The sequence below is a fragment of the Actinacidiphila yeochonensis CN732 genome (assembly GCF_000745345.1).
Lineage (GTDB): Bacteria > Actinomycetota > Actinomycetes > Streptomycetales > Streptomycetaceae > Actinacidiphila > Actinacidiphila yeochonensis.
Window position 1 is genome coordinate 4,587,088 of the sequence record NZ_JQNR01000005.1, and the last position, 18,568, is coordinate 4,605,655.

Genomic DNA, 18,568 nt, shown 5'->3' on the forward strand with positions numbered 1-18,568 from the left:
CTGGTCGCGGCCGTCCTCGACGGCTACGGCGGCACCGTGTACACCGGCGCCGACATGGGTGTGACCACCGAGGACATGGCCGCGCTGGCACGGCTGAGCCCGTACGTGCTCAACGCGGTCGGCAGCGGCGTCGGCCCGCACACCGCCACCGCGCACGGCGTGCTCGGCGCGATCGAGGCATGGGCCGGGGGCCCGACCGCCGGGTTGCGGGCCCTGGTCCACGGCACCGGCAAGGTCGGCTCCGTCGTCGCCCGCGAACTGGCCGCGGCCGGCGCCACCGTGTTCACCTACGACACCGCACCGGGCGCCGCCGCCCTCCCCGGCTGCCGCCCCGTACGGGCCTGGGCGGACACCCCCGTCGACGTCTTCGTGCCCTGCTCGGTGAGCGACCTCATCGGCCCCGCGCTGGCCGGCAACCTGCCGTGCGGGGCCGTCATCGGCTCGGCCGACGCGCTGCTCGCCGACGAGGCGGCCACCGCCGCCGTGCTCGACCGCCGCGGCGTCACCTACCTCCCGACACCGCTGGTCAACGCGGGCGCGGTCATCGTCGACTCCATCGAGCACTACGCCCCGGCGGCCTTCCGGGAGGCCGCCCCGGGGGAGGTCTACGCCTTCGTGCGGCAGAACGTTCGGGCCGCGGCGGCCGCCCACCTGGAACGGGCCGGGAAGCGGCCGGCCGGCACCCCGCTCCACCTGCCCCCGGCACCGGACGGCGAGGTCTGCGGCCTGCGGTTCGCCGCCGGCCGCGGACCGCAGCCGGCCCTGGACGCCGGGCGCGGCGCTCCGGCGGTCCCCGGCAGAGCCGCGCCGCCCCCGACCCCGGGGCCGTCCTGCCGGGTCCCGCCCCCGGCGGTGTCGCGGCCCCGCCCGTCGGCCCCGGCTGAACGGTCGAGGCGGACGCCCTCGCGCGGAGGCCGGACCCCTCCAGCGGCGGCGCCGCGTCGCCCGGCCGTCCGCCCTGCCGGGCTGGAGCAGCGGGCGCAGCCCTCGTCAAAGCGGTGCCCTACACGGTTGAATGGCCCGCATGACCACGCTGGCCTGCCTGTCCGCCTCCTCGGCGGTCCGACCTCCGCACCGGACGGCACTCCTGTCGGCCCGCACCTGCGAACGCCCGACTGCCCCGGCCGCCCCGGCCGCCATGGACGAGCGCGGCCGGTGGGCCGCCGTGCCGAACGGGGGCCTCGCGTGAACGTCGCGAAGCGCCCTGCCACGGGCGCGCTGGTCGGCCTCGCGCTCGGCGACGCCCTCGGGTTCCCCACCGAGTTCAACTCCGTGGAGATGATCGAGGCCAAGTGCGGCCCGTGGCGGACCATGGAGCTGCCGTCCCCGGCGTTCATCACCGACGACACGCAGATGACGCTCGCCTTCGCCCGGGGCCTGCGCACGGCCGCCGCACGCGGCCCGGTGACAGAGGCGAGCACAGCGGGACCGGTACGCGACGAGTTCGTCGCCTGGTGGCGCTCACCGGACAACAACCGCGCGCCCGGCGCCACCTGCCTGAGCGCCTGCGCGGACCTCTCCCGCGCCGACCTGCGATGGCAGCAGGCCAGCCGCATCGGCTCCAAGGGCTGCGGGGCGAACATGCGGGTGGTCCCGGCCGCGCTGCTGCCGGGCCTGGACGAGTCCGCCCGCTCCGGACTGGCCCAGTTCCAAGCCGCGTTGACGCACGGCCACCCCACCGGCCTGGCCGCCTCCGACCTGACCGCGCACACGGTCCGGCTGCTCGCCGACGGAGTCCGGCCCTCCGAACTGGTCGCCCTGCTGCGCGGATACGCCACCGAGCGCCGCGCCGCCTACCGCGAGGACTGGCTCGGCGACCTGTGGCAGCACGGCCACGACCCGGACGCCGCGCGGTTCACGGCACGCGGCTGGGACGAGTGCCTCGCCGCCCTCGACCGGCTGGAGCAGGTCCTGGCCGCACCCGATCCCGAGGCCGACCCCTGCCTGGCCACCGGCGCCGGATGGATCGCCGAGGAGGCCCTGGCCACCGCGCTGCTGTGCTTCCTGCTCTTCCCGGAGGAGCCCGTGACGACCCTGCGCCGGGCCGCCTTCAGCTCCGGCGACTCGGACTCGCTGGCCTGCCTGGCCGGTGCCTTCGCCGGCGCGTACCACGGCGCCGACGCCTGGCCGGCGCCGTGGGTGGAGCGGCTGGAGCACCGCGACGAACTCCTCGCGATCGGCGCGGCCTGGGACAGCGGCCGGCTCTGACCAACGGCGTCCCGCGGCAGGCGGGTTCCGACACCGAGCACGCACGGACGTGCCGTCCGCGCCGGCCGCGCCGGCCGCGCCGGGCCACCGCGGCTGACCGGCGGCACCGGGGGCCCGGGGCCCGGCGGCCGGGCGGCGTCACGCGGAGGGCGTACGGTCCAGGTGCTCCACGTCCCGGTCCTCCATGTCCCGGTGCTCCACGTCCTGCGGCCCCGGCTCCCGGGGCGCCTGGTCGAGGGGAGCCCCGTCGTGCCGGGCCGCGGGCCGCCGGGCCCGCCGTACGTCGCGGGCGACGGCCCAGGCGTCCGCCACCGGGCCCATGTGCGTGAGCTTTTCGGGGTTGAGCACCAGGCGGATCGCCTGGACCCGCCCGTCGAGCACGTCGAGCGCCATGGTGTGGAGCACCCTGCCGTCCCGGTCGCGGAAGACCGCTCCCGGCTGGCCGTTGACCTCCTGCGGTGTGAACCCCACGTCGATCCGCGCCATCAGCGGGAAGACGGAGGCGAGCAGCCGCGCCACCTTCTCGGCGCCTGCGACGGCCCTGGCCAGCTGCGGGGCCTTGCCGCCGCCGTCGCCGACCATCGCCACGTCGGCGGCGAGGAGTTCCCGCAGACCCTCGACGTCGCCCTCGCGCAGGGCGTCGAAGAACCGCGTGGCCAGCTCCTCCCGCTCGCCGCGGTCCGCGGTGAAGCGCGGCCGGCCCGCGGCCATGTGGCGCCGTGCCCGCACCGCCAGCTGACGGCAGGCCGCCTCGGAACGCCCCACCGCCGCCGCGACCTCGGGAAAGCCGAAGTCGAACACCTCCCGCAGCACGAACACCGCCCGCTCCAGCGGGCTGAGCCGCTCCAGCAGCAGCAGGGCGGCCATCGACACCGAGTCGGCCAGCTCCGCCGACCGCTCCGGGTCCTCGTAAGGGTCCGCCAGCAGCGGCTCGGGGAACCACGGCCCGACGTAGCTCTCCCGCCGGACCCGGGCCGAACGCAGCACGTCGATCGAGATCCGCGTCACCACCGCCGACAGGAAGGCCCTGGTCGACCTGGGCTGCGTCGGATACGCCTCGAAGCGCAGCCAGGTCTCCTGGACCGCGTCCTCGGCCTCGCCCACGCCGCCCAGTATCCGGTAGGCGATCGAGAACAGCAGCGGGCGCAGCTCCTGGAACTCCTCGATCCTGCTGCTCATGCCGGCTCCTCCCGCACAGCCATCACCCTCCACGACCAACCCCCGACTCCTCAACCCCTTTGCAGCGGCGTCCTGTTCGTCGAACCTCATTCTGAAACCCACTCCGCGGACCGTCAGGTCGGCGTGACCAGCGTGACCTGTGAGTGACTGCGTGACCGGCATGACCAGCGTGACTTTCATGACCGGCATGACTGTCATGACCGGCGTGTCCGGCGTGTCCGGTGCGACCGACGGAGCTCCGGGCGTCAGTGGACGAAGGACGCCGGACCGAAGCGTCCCCACGCGATGAACGCCGCGAGCGCGAGGTAGCCGAGGTTCAGCACCACGAACGCGATCTCCGCGCGGCGGCCGTGGGTGATCATCGCGCCGACCATCAGCGCGACCCAGCAGACGGCCGTCACCGGAACCAGCACCGACGCGATGTGCAGCGCGCCCGGCAGCACCAGCCCCGCCGCGGCGAGGAGTTCGAGGACACCGAGGGCCTTGACGAAGCTGTCGCCGGCGTCCCCGGTCCACCCTCCGCCATGGGCCGCGGCCAGCTTCTCCCTCGGTACGAACGTCTTGCTGACGCCGCCGGCCAGGGCGACCACGGCCAGCAGCCCGGTACCGATCCACAGGGCGAGGTTCATCTTCCACTCCTTCAGCAAGGTTTGGCTTCGTCCGTACGACGAGACGGCCGCCTTCGCCTGTGACATCCGCGAACGCCCGGACCGTGAGCCGTCCGCGAGGGCCGCTCTCCTGCGGATGCCGCGCCGCCGGGCCGATCCACGTCCTCAACCGTGCCCAGGAGCAGACCGGTTGACGGAAGGCGGAAGCGGAGACAGGGAAGCAACCTTCCTGCGGCTTCGCCGGTCGAAGAGTGCGATCGATGTCGACACCAGGAGGCCCACCGATGTTCTCCCCGCGTTCCGCCGCCCGTTTCCTGGCGCCCCCCGCCGCGGCCGCCCTGGTACTCCTCGGGACGGCGGTGCCGGCGGCACACGCCACCCCCCGGCACACCACTCCCAAGGCCACCGCCCCCAAGGGGAGCGACTTCAACGGCGACGGCTACGCCGATCTGGTCGTCGGCGTACCGGCCGCGACGGTCTCGGGCGCGGCCGGCGCCGGCTACGTCGTGGTCATGTGGGGCTCGGCGCACGGAGTCTCCACGACCGACCGCCAGGTCATCAGCCGCTCCACCGCGGGCGTGCCAGGGAACGCGACCCTCTCCGAGGGGCTCGGCTCCCACGTCTCCAGCGCCGACCTCGACGGCGACGGCTACGCGGACCTCGTGATCGACAGCGTCGAGGGCACATCGCTCGTCCTGTGGGGCGGTCCGAAAGGGCTGTCGCAGCCCGTAGAGCTCACCGGCTACGACTTCTCGGCCACCGGCGACTTCAACGGCGACGGCAGGCAGGACCTGCTCGTCCTGCACACCGGCGGTGGCGGGGACGAACCGCTGGGCACCAAGGGCGCCATCTGGGACGGCCCGATCTCCCGCACCGGAAAACCCGCGTCCACCAGGGACTTCGGCAACGAGGACACCCGTTTGGACAACGTCCTGGAGGCCAGGTCCGGGGACATCAACGGCGACGGTGTGGACGACCTCGCGCTCTCCGTCTGGATCGGCCAGGACGACAACGAAGTCCAGGTCTACCTCGGCAGTCGCGACAACGGCCCCGTCACCAAAGGACGTTACGTCGACGGGCTGCGGGGCCACGGCCACGCGGTCGCCCTGGGCGACGTCAACGGCGACGGGTACGCCGACATCGTCGCCGGCGTACTGGACAGCGGTGGTGCCGGCAAGGTCGTCGTGGACTACGGCTCCGCCGACGGTGTCGCCCGCACCGGGCAGACCACCCTCGACCAGAACTCCCCCGGGGTACCGGGCGTGAACGAGTCGGAGGACTACTTCGGCATGTCGCTCGACGTGGCCGACACCAACGGCGACGGGTACGCCGACGTGGCCGTCGGGGTGTCCGGCGAGGCGCTGGGCGACATCTGGGACGCGGGCGCGGTAATCCTGATGAACGGCTCCGCCCGGGGCCTCACCGGCACCGGAGCCGTGACGTTCACCCAGCACACCAAGGACGTGCCCGGCGCCGCCGAGACCGGCGACCACTTCGGCGACCAGGTCCGGCTGCTGGACACCAGGAAGTCCGGCCACCCCGACTTCTACGCCACCGCGGACGGAGAGAACTCCAGCACCGGCGCTGTGTGGGACCTCCCCGGCACCGCCAACGGCCCCACGGCCACCGGCTCCTGGGCCTTCGGCCCGCCGGCACCGACGTCCCCTCACACCTGGCCCGATTCGGCACCTACCTCCACTGATCCCCTCCCGCTCGGGTTCAAGATCCCCGCAAGCGCGGGGACGACACACCGGACCGCGAACGGCCGCGGTGCCGGAGAGGACGACCCCCGCGCGTGCGGGGACGACAACCCCACGCGCCTTCGCTGAGGCCGGCTACCAGGACCACCCCCGCGCGTGCGGGGACGACGGCGGTCGACGCAGAGCCCGAGGAGATGTTCCAGGACCACCCCCGCGCGTGCGGGGACGACCAGCACGCCGACTCCGTCGCCGCCGGATGGCAGGGACCACCCCCGCGCGTGCGGGGACGACGGCACCACCCGCACCACCCGCCCCTGCCCCGGGGGACCACCCCCGCGCGTGCGGGGACGACTAGCCAAACTGGTCAATCTGCAGCTCAGGGAGTGGACCACCCCCGCGCGTGCGGGGACGACTTCACGCCGTGCTTGCGGGTCGGGCGGCCCAGCGGACCACCCCCGCGCGTGCGGGGACGACGGTGATGGTCATGTGGGTGATGCTCCTCTCGGGGGACCACCCCCGCGCGTGCGGGGACGACCGGGGGGTGGTGAGAATGGCGATTCCCGGCAACGGACCACCCCCGCGCGTGCGGGGACGACCAGGTGACGGCCGTGTCGGGGGTAAGCCAGTGAGGACCACCCCCGCGCGTGCGGGGACGACGCGGCGACCAGCCGCGGCATAGACGTGTCCAGCGGACCACCCCCGCGCGTGCGGGGACGACGTGAAACCGGGCGAGAAGGACGCGGTGAAGTCCGGACCACCCCCGCGCGTGCGGGGACGACCAGCGTGCGGATATCCGCACGGGGCGGCGTCGCGGGACCACCCCCGCGCGTGCGGGGACGACGCCTGCTTGCGCTCGTCGTCGCCCCACGTGATCGGACCACCCCCGCGCGTGCGGGGACGACCCGGCGTTCTCCGAGTCCGGAGCGGTCGGCGGGGGACCACCCCCGCGCGTGCGGGGACGACTAGGGGCACCGGTAGGTGTAGCCCTGCACGTACGGACCACCCCCGCGCGTGCGGGGACGACATGTTCGACCTCGGAGTCATCCGGCACCGCAACGGACCACCCCCGCGCGTGCGGGGACGACCGCGCCGCCGAACTCGACCTGCGAGCCTGGCACGGACCACCCCCGCGCGTGCGGGGACGACCTTGAACACGACGTTCTGGTTGTAGTACCCCGCGGACCACCCCCGCGCGTGCGGGGACGACGGTGATGGTCATGTGGGTGATGGTCCTCTCGGGGGACCACCCCCGCGCGTGCGGGGACGACGCCGACGTGTTCTTCGCCACCGATCCCGGCGAGGGACCACCCCCGCGCGTGCGGGGACGACGACGGCGGCACACCTTCCAGACACGAGGGAAGGGGACCACCCCCGCGCGTGCGGGGACGACGTGATGCAGCCCACCGCCCTCCTCCTGGCCAGCGGACCACCCCCGCGCGTGCGGGGACGACCGCTTCCACGATTTTCGGGTCCACACCCCCGATGGACCACCCCCGCGCGTGCGGGGACGACCGTTCAACGCGTCCTGGTCGGGGGCCACCGCCAGGACCACCCCCGCGCGTGCGGGGACGACCGGCATCCCCTCCGTGAGCCTCTACACGGAGGAGGACCACCCCCGCGCGTGCGGGGACGACCGCGTCGAGCTGCAGCTCGGTTCCCTCCACGGCGGACCACCCCCGCGCGTGCGGGGACGACCGGATCTCGGCGTCGGTGAACTCCAACACGGTGGGGACCACCCCCGCGCGTGCGGGGACGACTGACGTCATGGCGCCGTGGCGGCGTGGCGTCATGGACCACCCCCGCGCGTGCGGGGACGACACCACGAGCGGCTCTGGAACGCGCTCGACGCGCGGACCACCCCCGCGCGTGCGGGGACGACTACGTCCGGGCCCTGGTCCTCGGGCTCGGGCGAGGACCACCCCCGCGCGTGCGGGGACGACGTCCGTGCAGGAAGAGGGGTATCGTGCAACACCGGACCACCCCCGCGCGTGCGGGGACGACACCCGAAGGGACCTCCCCAGTGAGCATCAGCACGGACCACCCCCGCGCGTGCGGGGACGACACTTCGTGACCTGCGGCGATGCTAGCGCGGGTGCCGGTTTTCGTTCACCTGCTTCGGTGTCATGCTTCCGCGTCCGGGGGCTGTGTCAGTGGTGTCACCTAGGGTCAGGTCCACTGTACGCACGCTGGTTGGGGAGTTGGGGAACGTGGTGGAGGAACGGTCGGTCGTCCGGCTCATGCGGTTATGGGGTGTGCCCGAGGAGACGGCCCTGCGGGTGGGGCGGTTGTGGGGGAAGTCGGCTGCGCGCAACGGGGGCAGGACGCACCTGCTGATCGGTCATCTGCTGGACACAGCTGCGGTGGCCGGAGTGATGTGGGACCGGTACCTGGCGCCGTCGTTCCGGCGGCGGCTGGACGAGATCAGCGGTGGGCGCGGGCGGGCGTGGCTGATGTGGGTGTGCGGGATCCATGACTGCGGGAAGGCGTGTCCGGCGTTCCAGGCGATGGATCCCGCCGAGGCGGCGCCGGTGCTGGCGGCCGGGCTGACGTGGGGGCGGTTGGCGGCTGGTCGGGAGAAGCGGTGGCGGCACGACGTCGCGGGTGCGGCGATGCTGCTGCCGCGGTTGCGTGACGAGTGGGGTGATCCGGAGGCTGCCGCCTGGTTGTGGCCGCTTGTGGCGGGACACCACGGGAGCTATCCGTCCATCCTGGGCCTGGAACCGCCGCAGCGGGACGCGTTGGGCAGGGGGGCGGCCTGGGCGGAGACGCAGCGTGCGCTGGTGGACGTCTTCACCCGAGCCGTGGGGTTCGAGGATCTGGCGGCGGCACGGCCGCTCGCGGCGCTGCGCAAGGCGGAGCAGTTGGCGTTGTCGGGCCTGGTCGTGATGGCGGACTGGATCGCGAGTGACAGCGAGCAATTCGAGGGGCTGGGCGATGCCGGTGACATCTCACCGGCCGGGTCGTGGCGCCGGGCCGAGGCCGCGTGGCGGCGTCTGGGTCTGCGCGGCGGGTGGGGCGGGTTGACCGTGCCCGCGTCCGTGCAGGAGCCGTTGCACGGCCGGTTGGGCGTTCGGCCGCGTGCGTCGCAGGTGGAGTTGGTGGAGCGGGCGTGGGCCCTGCCGGCCCCGGGGCTGCTGGTGGCCGAGGCTCCGATGGGTGAGGGCAAGACGAAGGCGGCCCTCGCGGCGGCCGAGGTGCTGGCGGCCCGCTTCGGCCTGGACGGCGTGTTCGTGGCGATGCCGACGCAGGCGACGAGCGATCCGATGTACGCGCAGGTGCTGGAGTGGGTGCGGACGTTCGATCCCGCGTTGGAGCCCCACGTCGCCCTCCTGCATGGCAAGCGGCGCTTCAACCCGAGATGGCGCGAGATCTGGGAGGCCGGGCGTTCGGCCGGGACGGGCGAAGCCGACGAGGCGCCGGCGGACCCGTGGGACGTGTACGGCGCGATCGACGAGGACGACGACTTCTTCGGCCCGGGACGCTCCCACAACGCGGTCGAGGAGGCCGGACAGGCCAGAGAGGCCGCGGAGGGGGAGAACGCGGGTCCGGCCCAGTGGTTCCTGGGCCCCAAGCGGGGCCTGCTCACCGCGTTCGCCGTCGGCACGGTGGACCACCTGCTGTACGCGGCGACGCGTACCCGACACGTGATGCTGCGGTTCGCCGGGCTGGCGGGGAAGGTCGTGATCGTGGACGAGGTGCACGCCGCCGACGTCTACATGCGGCAGTTCCTGCTGGAGGCTCTGCGCTGGCTCGGGCAGGCGGGGGTACCGGTGGTGCTGCTGTCGGCGACGCTGCCGCCCGCGCAACGGCAGGCTTTCGTCGACGCCTACCTCTCGGGTGCCGTGGGCGCCGCGGACGTGGTGCAGCCGGTGCCCCCGCCGGCCGGCTACCCCTGCGTGACGTCGGCGCATGCGGCGGAGGGGCGGCCGGTGGCGGAGAGTTCGCGGGTCGCGGTGGCGTCCTGGCGGGAATCGGTGCCGACGCGGATCGCGTGGTTGCCGGACACGTCCAAGGACGGAGCGGTCGTGGCCGACGCGGTGCGGGACGCGGTGGCGGACGGCGGGGTGGTGCTCGTCGTCGTCAACCAGGTGGACCGCGCGCAGGCGATCCACCGGCGGCTGGAGCGGGACGGCTTCGACGGGCGGCTGTTCCTGCTGCACGGGCGACTGTGCGCCACCCACCGTGCGGACCGGAGCGCCGAGTGCCTGCGGCTGATGGGCCCGGAGGCGGGGTCGGAAGGGGCGGACCGGCCCGGGCGCATGGTGGTGATCGCCACCCAGCTCGCGGAGCAGTCCTTCGACGTGGACGCCGACCTCCTGATCACCGACCTCGCGCCGACGGACCTGCTGCTCCAACGGATCGGCCGGCTGCACCGGCACGCGGGCACGCGGCGTCCCGCGGCTCACGCGACGCCGCGCGTCCTGGTGACGGGAGTGGCCGCCGACCGGCAGGGGCGTCCCTGCTTTCTCCCCGCCTCGGAGGGGATCTACGGTGCGTGGCCTCTGCTGCGCGCGGCGGCCCTGGTGGCCGAGGCGGCGGGCCCGCTGCGCCCGGACCGCGGTGTCTCCGGCCGGGAGCCGGCCCCGTGGAGTGTTCCGGCCGACGTTCCGGACCTGGTGGCCCGCGCCTACGGGGATGCCGAAGTCTGCCCGCCGGAGTGGGACGAGTCCGCGGCTGCCGGCGTCTGGCGCGCCAAGGAGGCCGAACGGCAGAAGAAAGCGGAGGGGTTCCTGCTGACGCGAGCCCGCGAATGGGGGACGACGACCTTGGAGGGACTGCACTACGGCGGCGTCCGCGTCAGACGGGAGGAGGAACTCGACGCCTTGGTACGCGACGGCGAACAGGGGGTCGAGGCCGTGATCGTGCGCCGCGTGCCCACAGGCTATGCGGCCTTCGACGGCACGCGGCTCGGCGTGCACGGCGAGGTCCTGGACGAGCCGGTGGTCGAGCGACTGCTCGGCGGATCGGTACGGCTCCCCGTCGGTCTGGCGGAGGAGGCCGGACGGGCGTTGGATCCGCTTCCGGGCTGGACCGCCCACCCGTGGCTGCGTTACGCCCTGGCGCTGGTTCTGGAGGAGGACGGCTGGGCTCTGGTCGGCAAGGACCGCGTGTCGTACGACGACGGGTTGGGACTGGTCGTCGAACGGGGGTGAGCGCGGGGCGCCGCCACCTCCGCGCGGCGCCGTGCGGGCACCCCCGTACCAACGGGGGTGCACACCATGCCGTCACGGCACGCCTGGTCACTGAGGTGCGGTTGGCGCCCACAAACGATCGCGCATCGCACATAAATGGCCACAGCTTGAAGTGGCGGCTGGTCATATGCAAGAGTGATGAACTGACTGATCTCCTAACTTATGCCGAAAAAGCATGAGTTGGGCTTGTGGAGTGAGGGTCCTCCAGCGGGCCCTGCTCACCTGGGAAGCGGGAGAGGGAAGCACCGTGGAATCGACAGGCGATCTCGTCCAGGGCGGCTGGCTGCCGGCCGTCCGGACGGATGGCGAACTCCGCAGCGCGGGCTTATGGGAGGTGCTGTCCGAGGCACACGCCGTCCGGCGCATGGACCTGCCGGTGCCCATGATGCTGGCGGCACTGCTGCGACAGCTGCTGCTGCCGGTGACGGTGGACGCGCTCGGCGCGCCTCGGACCCGCGCGGAGTGGGGAAGGCGGTTCGCTCAGGGGCGGTTCTCCCCGGAGGAGGTCGAGCGGCTCGCCGACTACCTCGGCCCTCGCTACGGCAGCCGTTTCCGGCTCCTCGACGCCGAGCGGCCGTTCGCGCAAGTGGGCGGGCTGACGGCGCTCAGCGGCGACGCCAAGCCGTCCACGCTGCTTGTCCCGTCGATCGCCTCGGGCAACAACGTGCCCCTGTTCAGCGCGCTCAGCGAGGCCGACCACCTCGACCTGACCCTGCCCCAGGCGGCGTTGTGGCTGTTGCACGCGCACTGCTGGGACACCGCCGCGATCAAGACCGGAGCTGTCGGCGACGGGCAGGCGAAAGCCGGCAAGACGACGGGAAACCCGACGGGACCACTGGGCCAGCTCGGCGTGATCGTTCCCACGGGCAGCACGCTGTACGAGACGCTGCTCCTCAACACCCCGGTCGTGCCCGACGGGCTCGACCCGGCCGACCGTCCCCAGTGGGCGTGGGACGAGCGCCCCGCGACGGCCGGTTGGAGGGCGCCGTCAGGGCCCGAGTGGTCCGCGCGGAACGTCGGCGGCCTCCTGGACCTTCTGACCTTCCAGTCCCGCCGAATCCGGCTGATCTGCACCGAGACCGAAGAGGGCCCGCGCGTGCGGGAGGTGGTCGTCTGCGCGGGGGACCGCCTCACGGAGACGCCGCAGGTCGAGCCGCACACGGCGTGGAACCACACGGCCAAGCCCAAGGCGGGCCAGCCACGGCACCGACCCCGCCGCCACTTCTCCGGGCGCGCCGCCTGGCAGGGCCTCGACGCCCTCCTCGCGCTCGCCCTCCCCGAGGACAGCGACGGCCCCTTCACCTCCCTGCTGCTGCGTCAGATCGGGGCCCTGCACAGTGAGGGCCACCTGCCGGCCGGCTACCCGCTCGGAGTGGAGACCAGCGGGCTGGAGTACGGAAACCAGTCAGCCGTGGTGGAGAACGCCATCACCGACAGCCTCCCCCTCCCGGTCGCGGCCCTCACCGCCACCGACCCCTGGCTGCGGAGAGCGCTGCTCGACTGTGTCGAGCAGGCCGATCGGGTCGGTCGCGCGCTGGACATGCTCAACAGCGATCTTCGGCGCGCGTCCGGCGGGGACCCGCTGCCCCGCAACAGCGGCGACCGCCCCTCGGCCCGCTTCCTGCACGCCGTGGACGCCAGTATGCGGCGCCTGCTGGCCGGACTGAGCACCGTCGGCGACGACGACCTGCTGGAACGTGCCCGACTGGCCTGGGAGCTGACCTTGCGCCAGGCCGCGGTCGCGGAAGCCGACAGCCTGGTGGCGGCCACCCCCGCCCGAGCGGTGATCGGCCGGAAGGTGAGAGTGAACGGCAAGGAGACGGTCTTCCGCAGCGGCAGGGCCGGCGCGGCCTTCCACGGTGCCCTGCGCCAGATCCTGGCCAGAGTCGCCGAAGCCCGTTCCGCACGAGGGGACGACGCCGCGTGAACACCACGACCACCACGACTGGCCGGTCCTACCGGCCCTACTTCTGGGACGAGTTCACCTCCGCCCCCGCCCCCCGCGGGGACGGAGGCCAGTCACTCCCGGCCTGGGCCGAAAGGGGCCTGCGCAGCCTGCGGGACGGTCTGGGCCGCGAGCCGGGAAGCGTGCCCTCCATGCGGCAACTTCACCGGGTGCGACCGACCGACGCGGACCGGAACGCCGATCGGCTTCCGGCGTCGTACCGCGCCGAGCACGCCGTGCTCACCCTCTTCGGCCTCCACCAGACCGGCGCCGCCCATTCGGCGCACCGGCCGGGGGTCGGACTCGGGACCGCGTGCCGGGGCCTGCGCGGCTCGCTCTCCGAGGCCGCGGTCCGACGGCGCCTGGCCGCCGCGGCCACCGCGCAGGACCTCGACGAACTGGTGCAGCACCTGCGGGGAATCGTCCCCCTGCTGCGACAGGCCGACACCGGCCTGGACTACACCCGCCTGTACCGCGACCTGTGCGACTGGCTGACGCCCCGGCACACCAAGGTGCTGCGCGCCTGGGGCCTGCAGTACACCGACCCGACCGGCGCCCCGGCCGAGACCCGCGCGGACGGCCCGCAGGGTGCGAAGCCCCGCACCGCGGACCAGCCCCTCTGGGCCACCTTCGACCCGAAGAGCGGCAGCGCGGGCGCCGACCTGGCGGCGCTGCGATCCGGTCTCGGCGCCGAGGCCGGCACCGTACCGGCGATGTGGCGGTTCTACCGCACGAGCCTGTCCACGGAGCTGCGGGCCAAGGGCGCTCTCACCCGCGACCTGGTGGCCGAGCACACCGCCCTCGCCCTCTTCGGGGTGCACCAGCACGGCAGGCGCGTACCGATGCACACGCACGGAGTCAGCCCCGGTGCCGCCTGCCACCGGCTCCTCGCGAGAGACGGCCAGGCGGACCGCACCGCGATCGAGCGCCGGCTCGGCGTCCTGCTGACCTCCCTGGACGGCGAGGAACTGGCCCACCACCTGCGCGGGCTGGTCACCCTGCTGCGGGCGAAGGACATCGGGCTCGACTACGACGCCCTGCGACGGGCGCTGCGGCACTGGGACGACTCCGAGGGAGCCGAGGAGCAGTCCCGCATCCGAAGCCGGTGGGACCGCGACTTCCGCGTCGGCGACGCGCCCCCGCGCGACTGACCGACCGCCGTCCCGGCCACCGGACATCCAGCTGCCACCGGCTTCGTAAGAGCCGCTGCCCTCCTGCACCGACGGCCCCGACATCTCCGGGCGCCCGTGCCGGAGCGGCCGCGCGCACCCAACTGCCCTTCCCACACGCCGAACGGCGTCACCTCCCGTACCCAAGGAGCCGATCATGCCCAACCCCAACCCCAACCCCAACCTCTTCGTCGAGGCGCACATCCTGCAGAGCCTTCCACCGTCCAACATCAACCGAGACGACTCGGGCACGCCGAAGCAGGCGCAGTACGGTGGTGCCCGCCGCGCCCGCGTGTCGTCCCAGGCGTGGAAGCGCGCCACCCGGATGGAGTACGCCAGGGCGGAACCCGCATGCGACCGCGCCACCCGCACCAAGCGGATCGCGGCCCTTCTCTCCGACCGTCTGGCCCAGCCCGCCGCCGACGGCGGAGCCGCTCTGGAAGCCGCCCAGGCCAGCCGCCTGGCCGCCGCCCTGCTGGAGCCCCTCGGCATCAGCAAGTCCACCAAGAAGGACGACCACTCCGCCTACCTGCTCTTCTTCGGCAAACGCCAACTCGACGCCGTCATCGGGCTCCTCGACGGGCGCGCCGCCGACCTCAGCGCCCTCCCGGACAAGGAGCTCAAGGCCGAGATCGACACGCTGCCCGTGGTCTCCGCCCTGGCCACCGGGCACCCCGCCGAGGTCGCCCTGTTCGGCCGGATGGTGGCCGACCTCAAGGACCTCAACGTCGACGCCGCCGTCCAGGTCGCCCACGCCCTGTCCACTCACGCGGTACGCACCGAGTTCGACTACTACACCGCCGTCGACGACGAGAACGTCGAGGACAGCGGCGCCGGCATGATCGGCACCGTGGAGTTCAACTCCTCCACCCTCTACCGCTACGCGGTCCTCGGCGTCCACCAGCTCCGCGACAACCTCACCTCGCCCGAGGCCACCCGCGACGCCGCCGTCCGCTTCGTGGACGCCTTCACCCGCTCCATGCCCACCGGACACCAGAACACCTTCGCCCACCGCACCCTGCCGCACCTGGTCCTCATCACCGTCCGGACCGACCAGCCCGTCAACCTCGTCTCCGCCTACGAGGAGCCCGTCACCGGCCACGCCGGACTGGCCGCCGAGTCCGCCGCGCGCCTGGCCCGGGAGCTGAAGGAGGTCGGCGAGACCTGGGGCACGGTCCCCTCGCGGACCCTGGCCACCTACGCCCTGGAGGGCGACAAGCTCTCCGAGAGCTTCGGCCCGTCGCTTCCGTTCCCCGCTCTCCTCGCCTCCGTCGGGGACCTGGTCGCCACCTGGCTCGCCACGGGAGAGATCACGGCCGCCATCCCCGCGCAGGCCACAGCCGGCGCCGCCGCCACCACCGTCGACGTCACCGCTGGAGCGGTCGAGTGACGACCGACCAGGCCGTCCTCGTCCTGCGACTGGCAGCGCCCCTCCAGTCCTGGGGCGGGCCTTCGCGCTACAACCGCCGCGACACCCTGTCCCAGCCCACCAAGTCCGGCGTCCTCGGAATGCTGGCCGCAGCCGACGGACGCTCCCGCGAAGCGTCCATCACCGACCTGCTGGGGCTGCGGCTGGGCGTACGAGTCGACCAGCCCGGCAGCCTCCTGCGCGATTACCACACCGTCAGCGACCACCGTGACGTGCCCATGCTCGCGGCCAAAGTGGACGCCCGAGGGGCGCAGAAGAAGACCAGCCCCGCGAAGTACACCGGCGTCACGCAGCGCACCTACCTCCAGGACGCCGTCTTCGTCGTCGCGCTCCGCGGCCCCGCCCAGCTCCTTGAGGGTCTGGAGCACGCCGTGCGCCACCCCGTCTTCCCCCTTTCGCTCGGCCGCCGCTCCTGCCCCCCGCCGGCCCCGTCAGCCGGGGGCTGCGCGCCGACGCCGAACTCGCCGACGTCCTCGGCGACGTGCCCTGGGAGGCGTCCGAGCACCGCCGCAAGCAGATCCGGGGGCACGAGGTCCCACTGGAAGCCACGATCGAGGACCCCGAAGGTCCACTGACCGAAGACGACGTGCCCGACAGCTTCGACCTCAGGACCGGCACCGTCTTCGCCCGGCGCTCCGTGCGGCACCTGTGGGTCACGGTCCCCACCGGCCACCCGGCGCCCAGCACCGCCGCCGCTCCGTCCGCCGACCCGGCCGCCTCAGGCCACGACCCGTTCGCCCTCCTGGGCTGGTGACACCGAATGCCGTACCTGTCGAAGATCGCCCTCAACCCCGGCCGCCGCGGCGGCCTCGCCCTCCTGTCCAACCCCCACCGGCTGCACGCCGCCGTCCTGAACGGCCTCGCCGAACAGCCCGTACGCGAACGCGTCCTGTGGCGTGTGGAGAGCGACACCCCCCACCGCACGGACGTCCTCGTCCTCACCGAGAGCCGCCCGTCCTGGCATCGGCTGGTCGAAGACGCCGGCTGGCCCGGTGCCGACGGCGGCGACCCGCTCATCGCCGACTACACGCCCTTGCTGGAACGCCTCGTAACCGGACGGGAGTTCGCCTTCCGTCTGACCGCCAACCCGGTCCACAGCGTCCAACGCCCCGAACGGCCCAGCGCCGAGCAGACGCAGCGTATGAAGGCCGACACGGACGCCCCGGAACGCCGTCGCGGATTCCGTGTCGCGCACCGCACCGCCGCTCAGCAACTCGACTGGCTCCTCGGCCGCGCCGAGCGCAACGGCTTCACGATCCCCCTTACCGAAACCGCCCCCGGCATCGACCTCGGCACCAGCACCCCCACCAGCGAAGCCCCTGCCGTCTCCCTGGTCGCCCGCGACATCCTGCGCTTCCGCAAGCACCGGAACGGCCCGCACGTCACCATCTCCAGCGCCACGTTCCAGGGCAGACTGCGCGTCACCGACGCCAACGCCCTGCGCGAGGCCCTGCTCAGTGGCATCGGCCCCGCCAAGGGCTACGGCCAGGGCCTTCTCACCCTCGCGCCCCTGCCCGGGGAGGCCGCACGTGGCTGAACCCTGGTGGCGCACCGGCCCGCAGGACGTGCACAGGCTGGAGGACCGCGTCTCCAGCCTGTACGTCGAGCGGTGCCACATCGACCGGGACGACAACGCCATCGTCCTCATCAACAAGGCCCGTGTCGTCCACGTCCCCGCGGCCTTCCTCGCCGTGCTCCTCGTCGGACCCGGCAGCCGGATCACGCACGCCGCCGTCACCCTCCTCGCCGACTCCGCCACCGCGATCTGCTGGGTCGGCGAGCACGGCGTACGCCTGTACGCGTCCGGCCTCGGCACCACCCGGAGTGCCCAGCTCCAACTACGGCAGGCGTGGCTCGTCACCCGCCCCAAGGAACGGGTCGCGGTCGCCCGCCGCATGTACGACCTGCGCTTCCCCGGAGAGAAGACCGCCGGACTGACCCTCCAGCAACTCCGCGGCAGAGAAGGCACCCGCATCCGCAAGCTCTACGCTGCACACGCCGCGCGCACCGGCGTCCCCTGGTCCAAACGGGAGTACAAGGCCGGCGACGCCTTCGCCGCAGGCGACGACGTCAACCGCCTGCTGTCGGCGGCCAACTCCGCGCTCTACGGCATCTGCCACGCCGTCATCGCCGGCATCGGCGCCAGCCCGGCCCTCGGCTTCGTCCACACCGGCTCCGCCCTGTCCTTCGTCCTGGACGTCGCCGACCTGTACAAGGCCGAGTTCACCATCCCGCTCGCCTTCGACTTGGCAGCCCAGGGCCTGACCGCCGAACGCGACGCCCGCACCGCCCTGCGCGACGCCGTCGTCCAGGGCTCACTCCTGCCCCGCGTCGTCGCCGACATCAAGCAACTCCTCGTCCCCGAGGGCGCGGACCTCCCGGAGGAGGAAGCCGGCGGACTCTGGGGCGACGGCGACACGGTTGTCAGCGGCGGCCGCAACTGGGGCGAAGCCTTTGCCCCGGGCGAGCACCTCACGGTGATTCCGCCCCAGCCGGAGCCCCAGCAGTCCCCACCGGAGGCGGAAGGCGCCGGCCCGGAACAGGACCGGCAACGGTGAGCGCCGCAACAACCGTCGTCGTACTGATCGCCGCTCCACCCGGCCTGCGAGGCCACCTCACGCGGTGGTTCGCCGAAGTAGCCCCCGGGGTCTTCGTGGGCACCCCCAACTCCCGCATCCGCGACCGCCTCTGGACCATCCTGGCCGAACGCATCCGTGACGGCCAGGCCGTGATGGTCGAACCCGCCCCCACCGAACAAGGCTGGACCGTCCGCACAGCGGGCCGAGACCGCTGGACGCCCGTCGACTTCGACGGCCTCACCCTGATGGCCCGCCCCCGGGGTAGCTCAGCGGCACCGGGCTGGCAGCCGACGCGGCAAGTGAAGGAAAACCCGTGATCCCCGGGACATCAGCCCAGCTCACGAAGTGTCCTCCCCGCGCCCGCGGGGGTAGTCCAGCCGCGGACTCGTCCCACTCCGGCGGGCAGACGTCCTCCCCGCGCCCGCGGGGGTAGTCCCCGCCCCTGTAGCGGGCACGAACCACCCCCCGAGTCCTCCCCGCGCCCGCGGGGGTAGTCCTCGGGGTGCTGCTGCTGGCCGATTTGCATGAGCGTCCTCCCCGCGCCCGCGGGGGTAGTCCC

Annotated in this window: 12 protein-coding genes, 2 pseudogenes and 2 CRISPR repeat arrays (1 of these 16 cut by a window edge); of the genes and pseudogenes, 12 read left to right on the forward strand and 2 right to left on the reverse strand. The window is 73.4% G+C overall.

Translation table 11 applies throughout. The features are described from left to right. Positions 1-75: 75 nt before the first annotated feature. Positions 76-654: pseudogene (locus BS72_RS39685) on the forward strand (hypothetical protein); the annotation flags it as partial. A gap of 531 nt (positions 655-1,185) precedes the next feature. After that, positions 1,186-2,208, forward strand: coding sequence for an ADP-ribosylglycohydrolase family protein (locus tag BS72_RS30625; RefSeq protein WP_037918430.1), 1,023 nt, complete (start codon positions 1,186-1,188; stop codon positions 2,206-2,208). Between the two features lie 138 nt (positions 2,209-2,346). Here the strand turns inward: BS72_RS30625 and BS72_RS30630 are convergent, their stop codons facing one another. Together BS72_RS30630 and BS72_RS30635 are read right to left on the reverse strand one after the other, a co-directional pair. After that, positions 2,347-3,387, reverse strand: coding sequence for an RNA polymerase sigma-70 factor (locus BS72_RS30630; protein ID WP_078901765.1), 1,041 nt, complete (start codon positions 3,385-3,387; stop codon positions 2,347-2,349). Between the two features lie 245 nt (positions 3,388-3,632). Next, positions 3,633-4,016: a DoxX family protein gene (locus BS72_RS30635; protein ID WP_037915137.1), complete on the reverse strand. Its 384-nt coding sequence runs from the start codon at positions 4,014-4,016 to the stop codon at positions 3,633-3,635. A 263-nt stretch (positions 4,017-4,279) separates the two neighbouring features. On the opposite strand from BS72_RS30635, the pseudogene BS72_RS40110 reads away from it, so the two are divergent. The 10 genes and pseudogenes from BS72_RS40110 to cas2e form a co-directional block, all read left to right on the forward strand. Next, positions 4,280-5,374 (forward strand): annotated as a pseudogene (locus BS72_RS40110) (FG-GAP-like repeat-containing protein); the annotation flags it as partial. Between the two features lie 401 nt (positions 5,375-5,775). After that, positions 5,776-7,757: direct repeats of the CRISPR family, unit length 28 nt; unit sequence GGACCACCCCCGCGCGTGCGGGGACGAC. A 175-nt stretch (positions 7,758-7,932) separates the two neighbouring features. Next, positions 7,933-10,848: a CRISPR-associated helicase/endonuclease Cas3 gene (locus BS72_RS30650; protein WP_037918436.1), complete on the forward strand. Its 2,916-nt coding sequence runs from the start codon at positions 7,933-7,935 to the stop codon at positions 10,846-10,848. Positions 10,849-11,134: 286 nt separating this feature from the next. Further along, positions 11,135-12,814 carry a type I-E CRISPR-associated protein Cse1/CasA gene (gene casA / locus BS72_RS30655; protein WP_037918439.1) on the forward strand — a complete coding sequence of 560 codons (1,680 nt, stop codon included), beginning with the start codon at positions 11,135-11,137 and terminating at the stop codon, positions 12,812-12,814. Further along, on the forward strand, positions 12,811-13,983 hold the full coding sequence (gene casB, locus BS72_RS30660; protein WP_037915146.1) for a type I-E CRISPR-associated protein Cse2/CasB: 1,173 nt from the start codon (positions 12,811-12,813) through the stop codon (positions 13,981-13,983). The genes casA and casB overlap by 4 nt, the downstream gene beginning before the upstream one ends. Before the next feature lie 175 nt (positions 13,984-14,158). Then, positions 14,159-15,391: a type I-E CRISPR-associated protein Cas7/Cse4/CasC gene (gene cas7e / locus BS72_RS30665; protein ID WP_051951860.1), complete on the forward strand. Its 1,233-nt coding sequence runs from the start codon at positions 14,159-14,161 to the stop codon at positions 15,389-15,391. Next, a complete protein-coding gene (gene cas5e / locus BS72_RS30670; RefSeq protein WP_322942556.1) occupies positions 15,388-16,005 on the forward strand; it encodes a type I-E CRISPR-associated protein Cas5/CasD in 618 nt (205 codons plus the stop codon). The genes cas7e and cas5e overlap by 4 nt, the downstream gene beginning before the upstream one ends. 11 nt (positions 16,006-16,016) lie before the next feature. After that, positions 16,017-16,184 carry a hypothetical protein gene (locus tag BS72_RS39690; protein ID WP_322942557.1) on the forward strand — a complete coding sequence of 56 codons (168 nt, stop codon included), beginning with the start codon at positions 16,017-16,019 and terminating at the stop codon, positions 16,182-16,184. 6 nt (positions 16,185-16,190) lie between these two features. Beyond that, positions 16,191-16,967 (forward strand): type I-E CRISPR-associated protein Cas6/Cse3/CasE, encoded by a 777-nt coding sequence (cas6e, locus tag BS72_RS30675; RefSeq protein ID WP_037915149.1) that lies wholly within the window; start codon positions 16,191-16,193, stop codon positions 16,965-16,967. Continuing rightward, positions 16,960-17,988 (forward strand): type I-E CRISPR-associated endonuclease Cas1e, encoded by a 1,029-nt coding sequence (gene cas1e / locus BS72_RS30680; RefSeq protein WP_051951861.1) that lies wholly within the window; start codon positions 16,960-16,962, stop codon positions 17,986-17,988. Before cas6e ends, cas1e begins: the two co-directional genes overlap by 8 nt. Next, on the forward strand, positions 17,985-18,326 hold the full coding sequence (gene cas2e / locus BS72_RS30685) for a type I-E CRISPR-associated endoribonuclease Cas2e (RefSeq protein WP_037915151.1): 342 nt from the start codon (positions 17,985-17,987) through the stop codon (positions 18,324-18,326). The genes cas1e and cas2e overlap by 4 nt, the downstream gene beginning before the upstream one ends. Positions 18,327-18,356: 30 nt before the next feature. Further along, a CRISPR array of direct repeats spans positions 18,357-18,568; the repeat unit is 28 nt; unit sequence GTCCTCCCCGCGCCCGCGGGGGTAGTCC; it runs 308 nt beyond the window's last position.